Source organism: Leptospira adleri, from assembly GCF_002811985.1.
GTDB lineage: Bacteria > Spirochaetota > Leptospiria > Leptospirales > Leptospiraceae > Leptospira > Leptospira adleri.
Window position 1 is genome coordinate 1 of the sequence record NZ_NPDU01000063.1, and the last position, 8,825, is coordinate 8,825.

An 8,825-nucleotide genomic window follows, 5' to 3' on the forward strand; every position below is an offset into this window, starting at 1 on the left:
GGGATCCTTCCCTGATTACTTTTTTTAGACTCTTAAAGAGCTTCTGCGGTCAGCTTCGCTTCCAATTCGTTTAACGTTTTGGTCTCGATCACCTTTGTGGATTTTAACTTTCCTTGTTCCGCCATTTTAAGAATTGTCTTCGAACCGATCGTTTCAGCGCTCACCGCGATTTCTTCCAGCTTTCCGTCTTTTTCCACGAAAAACTTACCGGGTTCCGAACGAAGAGTCGAAAGAAATTGTGTTTTTCCTTCCTTTTCAACCTGAAGATCCAGTCTGCTTCCGAAATTGGAATAGGTTAAAGTCAGTTTCTCTCCTTGGTCTTCGAAAGTTTTAACATACTTTCCATCCTTATCATATTCATTGTAACCCACAGGGTTGCTTCCGGACCAGAATTCGATTAAGTTAAAAAGAATGATGTCAAAGAAAAATCCGACTGCGTAAAGGATGCTGAAAGGGAAATACATAACGAGAGTTTTGACGATCTTTGCGAGTAGGCCGCTTCCGATATTGAATCCTTCGTTCACGTCATATACTTTCTTAACGATCGCAAATTTACCGAAACAATTTGCTAATGAAAGCAGAGTGATCATTGGAATGAGGAAAACGACGAGAGACTTACGAAACTTATTTTGTTGCATGAAAAACAACTCCTTGGTCAGATTTCTGAGAATTGAATCCTTGAAGCGAAATTTATGCAAGATTTTTCTTTTTTAAAAGGGAGAATTTCGAGACTGAGAAGAAAAGAGAAGCAATCATAATTCCTTGACCGGATCTACGATCCGAAAAACATGAGAGGAACATCGGGAGTAGAAGTTTGCTTTTTCCTACTTTAGAATTTTTCGTATTTTTTGTCTTCGTATTCCTGATCTATTGGTATCTAATTCCCTATTTCTTCGGGAAAGACTCAAAAGCTCTCACAGTAACTCACAGTTTTCTTCTCATCGTAAGCTATTATTTTTATATGAGCTGGGATTGGAGATTCGGAGGACTGATTCTTCTTTCAACCGTAATCGATTTCTTTTTGGCAGCAAAAATACACGAGACCGAGGATAAGGAATCAAAGTTCGTTCTGATCACGGTCAGCTTGGTTCTCAATCTTGTCTTTATCTTGGGCTTTTTTAAATATTATAATTTCTTCGCGAATTCGATCAATTTATTTCTGGGCACTTTCGGAGTCGGGAATTCCCTCCCGATCTTGAACATCATTCTTCCGGTCGGAATTTCATTTTATACGTTTCAATCTTTGAGTTATACGATAGACGTCTATCGGGGACAGATTCTTCCCGAAAAAAGTTTTCTGAGATTCGCACTTTTCGTTTCTTTTTTTCCTCAACTCGTCGCAGGTCCGATCGTAACTGCAAGAACGTTTCTTCCTCAGATGGAAACGGTTAAGAATATTACGGCGATCCCGTTTCGAAAAGCGATCCGTTATTTTATTCTGGGTTATATCAAGAAGGTTGTGCTTTCGGATAACGTTTCACCGATCGTAGATCTGATTTTTGCAAATCCCGAGAATTACGGAACCGCGGCTCTCTGGCTCGCAGCGACCTTGTTTATGATTCAGATCTACTGCGATTTTAGCGGTTATACGGACATGGCTTATTCTGCGGCTCTTCTCTTGGGATATGAACTTCCGGAAAACTTTCGTATGCCCTTTACTGCAAGGAGCATCACCGAGTATTGGAGGAGATGGCATATTACTCTTTCTACATGGCTTAGGGATTACGTTTATATCTCGTTAGGCGGGAATCGGGCCGGGGCCTTTCGCCATAGATTCAATCTCTGGTTTACGATGTTCATCGCCGGTTTTTGGCATGGAGCGAATTGGACCTTTATCGTCTGGGGAAGTTGTCAAGGAACACTTCTGTTGATCGAAGCGATGTACGGAAATTTTAAGGAGAAACACTTTCCGAACTTTCGGATAATTCCGGAAAGGGTCTTGGCGCCGATACAGATCTTTTTGGCAAACTTCGTTTCCGTAGCGGTCGGTACCTGCTTTCGATCCGAGTCCTTAACGAAAGAATGGATCATGGTGAAAAGAATGTTCTTATTTACCGAAGGCGGATTACGTCCTTATATGCTGAAAACCGGAATACCGGTTATCCTTGCGGTAATCGTCGGACAATGGCTCGGTCATCTGATCTTTGAAAAAAAGAAAAGCTGGGAAATCCCCGTATGGTTTGAGTTCGTATTCTATCCTTTCTTGTTTGTGGGATTGGCGCTTCTGACTCCCGATCTTGAAGTTCCTTTTATCTACTTTCAGTTTTGATTGTTTAGAATCCGACTTCGCCTAACAAAACCTCTTCGTTTACAACGTAGTTCGCCAAATTGCCATTCAATTATCGAAGAATTTTGGAATGAAAATCCTTCTGGACAAACATTCATTCCGCTGTAACTCTGATCTGGATGTCCGGAAACTCCGATCAACAACCGAGAAGTCACCGATATTATCCGGGCGTCTATGCGGACTATATCATACAAATCGAATTCGGTTTAATAACGCTTCACGCAAAGCTCGGAAATATTTCGGAAACGGGCATTTGTCTGATTTTTAACGGAGAGGATCTGGAACCAACGGAACCGGTTTACGGATCGGTCATAGAAAAGAAAACAGCGAGACGTCTCGAATTCGAGGGAGATATCGTCTGGTCCGGAGAGGAGACGATCGACCATAAATTAAGATACGTTTACGGACTTCGCTTCCGAGTGCCCATGATCCTGACGGAAACTCTGGTTCTGATCAATCTCTCTTTACAGGATCCTTAAACCATTCTTCTTTCCTCCATTTTTCCGGATTGCCATATCCGCTTACTTAAGGATTCTTGAATCCAGGATTCAACTTCTACAAGCATGGACCAAAAACAAATCACTCCCAAAAAACCGACCCTTCGGGAAATCGAAATCGGCCTTTTGAAAAAAATCAAAGAAGGCGACGACGAGGCTTATATTCAACTCGTAAATCCGTTCCGTGAGAGGCTTTATCGAAAGGCGATCTCCATGGTGAAAGACGGAGACGACGCCGAGGACATCGTTCAAGACGCGTTGATCTCCGGATATCGTTCCATCCGTAATTTTAGAGCGGAATCCGGAGTCTACACTTGGCTGTATCGTATCGTCGTTAACAAATCGAAGGACTTGTTAGCGAAACGGAAACGAGCTAAAGAGAATTCCATGGACGATAAGGAATATCAGGTAACGGATGAGAGAGTCGGATTCGAAAAAAAAATTGAACTTAGTGATGAGTCCAACTATCTAATTAGCAAAATCAACGAGTTGGAAGATCTTTACAAGGAAGTCATCGAACTCAGATATTTCGAGGAAATGTCCTACGCGGAAATCGCAGAGGTTCTGGGAACAAACGTGGGCACCGTAAAGAGCAGGCTCTTTAAAGCGAAAGAATTCTTGAAACATTTGATTTTACAAGACGGCAAGGGCGAAGGATACTTCAGGTAGAAAAAGATGAAACGTTTACATTCAAAATTCAAGGTTCCGCTCTTTCTCAGGAAAGAGGATGGGGACCTACTTAAGATCGAGAATTCTCTCGTAAAGACGATGTCCGAACTCCGAAACAAAGAACTCAGTTCGATTATGCTGAGTGAAGAATTCTCCCTCCGATTGAAAAACCAACTCCAACAAATACAACCCGAACCCGAAAAAGGATGGGAGAAATTCCGAGAAGGCGTTCTTTCCAATCGCGGTTTACAGCTTTCCTTTTCGGCCGCTCTTGCGCTGGCGATCGTATTCGTTTCTTACAATCGTTTTCAGTCTCCTTCTTCGCCCAATTTAATGGAAAGATCAGGAACCGTTTTCGGTCAGAATGAATCCGCAAATTTCAAGGACATTCCTTCTTCCGGTTCTTTTCAAGCGGAACTGGATGCCGATCTGCTCAAACAAATTCCGGCGAATGCGGAAGCAAAAAAGACCTTAGATTCTCTTCGGAAATATTTTTCCGAAAAGGGTGATCTGAGAACTGCCGAAGAATTGAACAAAATATTAGAAATGACCCAAGGAAAATAATCCCCGTTTTCCTATTTCTTCTCCTTTTGATGGAATTTGCCGTTCTTTTTACAGCGGCAAATTCTTTCCAAACTTCCCTTTGAATCGATTTTAGCTTTTAAGAATCCGAAAGACTTCTTATTTTAAAAGTCTGCGGTGAACGTCGTTGATTTAAGAATCTTTTTGAAAAGTAGGAACTCATACATCTACCGAAAAATTTTGATTCCGGAAGAATCCATTGAAAGACGGAACTGGATCTGAATCCCGATGTAGGAACTCACACTTTTCGGTGCATTCTTCTGATCTCAAAAAGGCGTTTCCAAAGGCTCTGGTCGCCGATTAACGGCTCACACAGATTGATCGGTCGTCCCGATTTTTGAAAAGTAAGAACTCACACGATTCGGGTATTTCTATGGAGCTGGGCATTCGATTCTACCGACAAAGGAGATCCAAGATAAAAAAATTGCAATCGGACTTAAAGTCCGTTTCCCGTAGGATCGCGGATCGATCCGCGTAGATAAACGAATTCTTGAAAAAAAGATATAAAAGTCGCCCTAAGAATCGGAGGTCGAGAGGCGAGGAAGTTTTATCTCCGAATTCCATCCTGTCTTCTTTGGAAAAAACCGGGATCGACGAGATCCAAAATTCTCTTGGATTCCTGATAGATTTCGCTGTATTGCATCCCGCGACAAACGTCCAAAATCAAACACGCGTGTTGGAGAATTCTACAACGGATCTTAAAATCATAAAGATCCTTTCTGGAGTTCAAAGTGTCTTTCAGACGAATTAAATTTTTATAATATTCTAAGAGTTCTTTATCGGAATAATTTCTGGTTTCCTCGAAAATTCCCCTTTCGGCAAGGACGACGGGGAGCACTTCTTTGAGATCCGATTCTTCTTGGTAGGAGCTTTTTAGGGTTTCGATCCAAGTAAGAATCGGCTCGGCCTTGATTACGGAAAGCGGCGCCGCAGTCGGGTCTTTGAGAAAGGCTTCTCGAAACAAAACGAGGGCCCTCCTTTCTTCTCCGGTCTGAAAAAGAGATTCGGCGCGAAGATAGAGAAACTCCGGAGAATTTCTTTCCACAGAAGAGGCGTAGTTCAAAATTTCAAGGGCGTTTCTGTAATCCCGAAAGCGGATCAATTCCCGAATGAGTCCCAAAAGCGCCGAAGGATCCTGAAAGTGTAACCCTTCTCTTTGAACCGAAATTTTCAATTGATCCACGGCTTCCGAAAGAACCGATTCCGAAATACAACGAAACGAAGAAGTTCCGCTGAATTTTTTGAGTTCAAATGCGTTCTGAAATTCCGAAAAATACTGAACGAGAAGATGACTTCTTTCTCTTCCTTCTTTTGCGTTGTGAATTCGATCCAGTCGATTGTCCCAATACGATGCAATGAAGAATCCGGCGATCACTTCCGGATGTTCGGGGTTTTCGTTTAAGAGAGAATCAAAATTCTTCTTTGCCTTTTCAAAATCTCCGTCGGAAAGATATTGATTCGCTTCTTCTAATTTTCGGGAAAAGGACATTGAGAATTATTCTTTGGATTGGAATCCGGCGGAAAATCCACCGGATGAATGCGGCAACTTTCGGAATCGAATCAGTGAGTGGCTTTCTTATCGTGATGTTTGCTGACTTGTTTTACGATCTTATCTTCCAAACCGTCGATGCAAGCGTAGATGTCTTTGTTGGAATTTTGCGCGTTGAATTTGTTTCCGTCTCCGTGCAGATTCAGATTCGCAGTTACCTCTCCATGAATCATTTCGAAAGAAATTTCGAACGATTGAACGGAGTGGAGATATTTTGAAACGCGGTCCAATTTGCTGTCTGCATATTCTTCGGCTGCTTTCGAATGATCTACATTCTTCCAATTATAATTTATTTTCATAGGCTGCTCCGAATTATTTTTTTGATCCGGACCAATTTAGACGAAGAGAGGAGTCAGAAAACGCCAAGATCCGGAATTTCAGATTAGTCTTGAAAGGAGAAGAGTCAAATCAAAAAAAATCCCGCCCTTTCGGGCGGGCCAAGTCAGTTAGAACTAGAGATGGGATGAATTAATGGGCTCAAGTTACTTGAGTTATTGCGCGTTCGCAACGTTCTCCATGTGGATCGAACAAGCTTCTTGGTATTTTTTATATGCTTCTTCTTCCGCATTGAGGGCCGCGTCGATATCCCCGATTTTTTGATAAATTGAAATTACGTTCTTAATGTTCTCGAGAGCTTGACAGGATTTTCCTTGGCGAAACTCGGAGATGGATTTGAGATAAAGAACCAGAGCGTATCCTGAAGATTCTCTTTCTCCTATTTTTTCGCGAACCGTAAGAGATTTGTTATAGAGTTCAATGGCAGAGTTATAATCTCTTACCTTTTGTTTGAGACTTCCTAGGGCGCTCAACTTGTTTGCGAGCTGGATTTCGTTTTCCGGTGTAAACTTAATAAGCTCTTCCTCGACCTTTTGAGCCTCTGGCATCGCATAAAGTCCAGTAAAAATGCTAAAAAAGAGAGCAACTGTTATAAACTTGTTCATCTTATCACCCCTAAATCCGTCTTCTGTATAATATATGCAAGGGCCGTGCCAATTTTTAACGAGAATCTCAGATTCTTTCTTTTTTTTCTGGTTTTGAGGAAGGCTTCTAAAATTGTCTAATCCAAGCATTCTGCCGGATGGTCGCGCTGCTTCTCGGCAACGAGAGGGGTGAGGAAAGTCCGGACACCAGGAAACACGGGACCGGGTAATTCCCGGAATTTTGACTCTTGAAAGAAATTTCGAGAATCAAGGTATGGAAAAGTGCAACAGAAAGGATACCGCCTTCGCCGGAGAGATTCGGTTGAGGTAAGGGTGAAATGGCGGGGTAAGAGCCCACCTCCGAGTTCGAGAGAAGTCGGGAACGGTAAACCCTCCCGGGTGCAATCTCAAATAGGCAACCTTTAGTCGTTTCCGCGGGGTTGCGGGTAGAGAGCAAGGACTTCGATCGGTAACTTTCGGAGCAAGATAAATGGCCATCCATCTCTTCGGAGAGGACAGAATCCGGCTTATAGGCAGAATGCCCAGAAATACATCGAATCAAGAATGAAACTTCTCCCCTTCAATTTTGAAGTTTTCCGAAGGGAGAAGAATGCGACAGATTGATTGTCTCTTTGAAGCGAAATGCAAAATTTCAGAAGATGAACCGTCGTGTTCGAATGGATTAGAGTTTGAATTTTGCTGTTTATGCGCCCTTCGTGTAAATTGAGTGGGAGTGAGTGGTTGGCAGAGTTTGAGTTTTGCTGTTTATGCGCCCTTCGTGTAAATTGCGCTGTTTGGTCTTTTGAGGTTAGAGTTTTGTTGTTTATACGAACTTCGCATAAAGTCGTCGGCGGGTTCAATTTCGAGCAAACGAATTTTTTCATTTGAGGGACTTTTTCGTAAGATTTCCAAATTTAAAGAATATTAAAAAATTATAATGAATCTGTTTGGGATCCACTGAATTCAAAGAAGTTTGGATCCGATTGAAGATTTTCAGAGAAGAGTAGAAAGAATGCCTAAACCGATTCGATACCAATACAGTTATTCCCAAAAAGTTGCTTGGGGGGATATGGATGCTTTTGGACATGTAAATCATGTCGTCTATGCCAAATACTTTGAAAACGCGAGAGCAAATTACTTTTCCGATTTGAAACTTTGGGATTCGCCGGATCGTCCTTCCGAAGGCGGGCCGGTGATCACTCATATCGAAGTTGATTATCGAAAACAGGTCCGTTATCCGGAAATACTAGAGATTACTCTTCAGGTTGATTCCGTAGCATCCCGTTCTTTTCACATATCTTGTACGATGTGGAATCGGGAGGGAGATTGTGTGGCGACGGCAAAAGGAGAATTTCTTTGGTTCAACTTTGCAACACAAAAGCCTACCCAACTTCCGGATATTTATAAAAATATATTTTTCCAAGGACAGGCTTAGGCGCAGAGTTGTCTTTTAAAAACTCCTTCTTTGCTTGTTTTTTGGAATGTTGGCTTTACGTTTTTTTGTTTTATTTTTTTGATTTTGTTCACTTTGAGAGTATGAATTCTTAAATGGCTTTCTTTTGATTTTTCAGAAATTTGGCAGAAGAATTAAATTTTTAAAATATAATAAAATACGAATTAATTCTTTTTTTTTGTGATCCTCCGGTAAGGGGGTGGCGCGGTTTAATGTCGTATCTATTTTATTCTCCTGGTTGATTTTGTCGTTTGGGTTTTATGGACATGAGAGTTCCTCGATTTTTTCTAAATGAACGGAAAGATAGTTTTGTAAAATTCTAACTATTTTCTGATGAGCTTCAGAAGAATCCTTCTCGCAAGGTCTTGTCTAAATGTAGCTTCGTTCTTTCGAATGATTCCTAAGGATCGATCCTGTGAATCGGAATGGGTTCTTTTGTTCTTTAGGAATTCGAAAACGAACGGGGAGATTTTTTTGTAAAATTCCAATCCTTTCTGTATGAGTTCCCACAAATCCGCCTTTCTAACTTGTAGTAGAGCTTCAAATTCTCCAGCGTTTCAAATTTGTATGAGTTCCCACATTTTAGATTAACGGATGAGTATCCATTTTTGGCTGGTTTGCTTGTAGAATTCGTGTTTTAACGTTCTTTGAATTTTAAGAATGAGATTGGGGTCATCGATAAAATGCGCAGAGAAAAATTTAGAAACACGATGAAAGAGAAAGAGTTCGGCGCAAAGTAACAAAATTAATTTTGAATATTCTTTAAAATGAATGTACTTGATTTTGAAATATTTTCATGAGTAATTCTTTTTTTTTTTTTTTTTTTTTTTTTTTTTTGGGTTTATTTTTTAAAAAAGATTTTTTTTTA

8 protein-coding genes, 1 other RNA gene and 1 pseudogene are annotated in these 8,825 nt (G+C 41.0%); 6 read left to right on the forward strand and 4 right to left on the reverse strand.

Annotated features, from left to right (window positions below):
- Positions 1-32 precede the first annotated feature (32 nt).
- Positions 33-638, reverse strand: coding sequence for a DUF3332 domain-containing protein (locus tag CH376_RS18565; RefSeq protein WP_100787043.1), 606 nt, complete (start codon positions 636-638; stop codon positions 33-35).
- A gap of 176 nt (positions 639-814) precedes the next feature.
- Here CH376_RS18565 and CH376_RS18570 point away from each other — a divergent pair, with 176 nt between their 5' ends.
- The 4 genes and pseudogenes from CH376_RS18570 to CH376_RS18585 form a co-directional block, all read left to right on the forward strand.
- A complete protein-coding gene (locus tag CH376_RS18570) occupies positions 815-2,269 on the forward strand; it encodes an MBOAT family O-acyltransferase (protein ID WP_100786987.1) in 1,455 nt (484 codons plus the stop codon).
- A 137-nt stretch (positions 2,270-2,406) separates the two neighbouring features.
- Positions 2,407-2,766, forward strand: coding sequence for a PilZ domain-containing protein (locus tag CH376_RS18575; protein WP_100786986.1), 360 nt, complete (start codon positions 2,407-2,409; stop codon positions 2,764-2,766).
- Positions 2,767-2,850: 84 nt separating this feature from the next.
- Positions 2,851-3,453, forward strand: coding sequence for an RNA polymerase sigma factor (locus CH376_RS18580; protein WP_069607915.1), 603 nt, complete (start codon positions 2,851-2,853; stop codon positions 3,451-3,453).
- A gap of 6 nt (positions 3,454-3,459) precedes the next feature.
- Positions 3,460-4,021: pseudogene (locus CH376_RS18585) on the forward strand (LIMLP_12425 family protein); the annotation flags it as partial.
- A 561-nt stretch (positions 4,022-4,582) separates the two neighbouring features.
- On the opposite strand, the gene CH376_RS18590 reads toward CH376_RS18585, so the two are convergent.
- From CH376_RS18590 to CH376_RS18600, 3 genes are all read right to left on the reverse strand, one after another.
- Positions 4,583-5,524, reverse strand: coding sequence for a tetratricopeptide repeat protein (locus CH376_RS18590; protein ID WP_100786984.1), 942 nt, complete (start codon positions 5,522-5,524; stop codon positions 4,583-4,585).
- A 71-nt stretch (positions 5,525-5,595) separates the two neighbouring features.
- Complete coding sequence (gene hpf, locus CH376_RS18595; RefSeq protein ID WP_100786983.1) at positions 5,596-5,883, reverse strand: ribosome hibernation-promoting factor, HPF/YfiA family; 288 nt, start codon at positions 5,881-5,883, stop codon at positions 5,596-5,598.
- 192 nt (positions 5,884-6,075) lie between these two features.
- On the reverse strand, positions 6,076-6,525 hold the full coding sequence (locus CH376_RS18600; protein WP_100787042.1) for a tetratricopeptide repeat protein: 450 nt from the start codon (positions 6,523-6,525) through the stop codon (positions 6,076-6,078).
- Between the two features lie 125 nt (positions 6,526-6,650).
- Between CH376_RS18600 and rnpB the strand changes: the two genes are divergently transcribed.
- Positions 6,651-7,050: RNase P RNA component class A (rnpB, locus tag CH376_RS18605), an RNA gene on the forward strand.
- A gap of 466 nt (positions 7,051-7,516) precedes the next feature.
- The gene (locus CH376_RS18610) at positions 7,517-7,939 is read left to right on the forward strand and encodes an acyl-CoA thioesterase (protein ID WP_100787041.1); all 423 of its coding nucleotides are present in this window, start codon (positions 7,517-7,519) and stop codon (positions 7,937-7,939) included.
- Positions 7,940-8,825 lie beyond the last annotated feature (886 nt).

Bases quoted from the DNA above. Each gene is read 5' to 3' on its own strand.
- CH376_RS18590 (WP_100786984.1), bottom strand. From the start codon at position 5,524: ATGTCCTTTTCCCGAAAATTAGAAGAAGCGAATCAATATCTTTCCGAC.
- hpf (WP_100786983.1), bottom strand. From the start codon at position 5,883: ATGAAAATAAATTATAATTGGAAGAATGTAGATCATTCGAAAGCAGCC.
- CH376_RS18580 (WP_069607915.1), top strand. From the start codon at position 2,851: ATGGACCAAAAACAAATCACTCCCAAAAAACCGACCCTTCGGGAAATC.
- CH376_RS18610 (WP_100787041.1), top strand. From the start codon at position 7,517: ATGCCTAAACCGATTCGATACCAATACAGTTATTCCCAAAAAGTTGCT.
- CH376_RS18575 (WP_100786986.1), top strand. From the start codon at position 2,407: ATGTCCGGAAACTCCGATCAACAACCGAGAAGTCACCGATATTATCCG.
- CH376_RS18600 (WP_100787042.1), bottom strand. From the start codon at position 6,525: ATGAACAAGTTTATAACAGTTGCTCTCTTTTTTAGCATTTTTACTGGA.
- CH376_RS18565 (WP_100787043.1), bottom strand. From the start codon at position 638: ATGCAACAAAATAAGTTTCGTAAGTCTCTCGTCGTTTTCCTCATTCCA.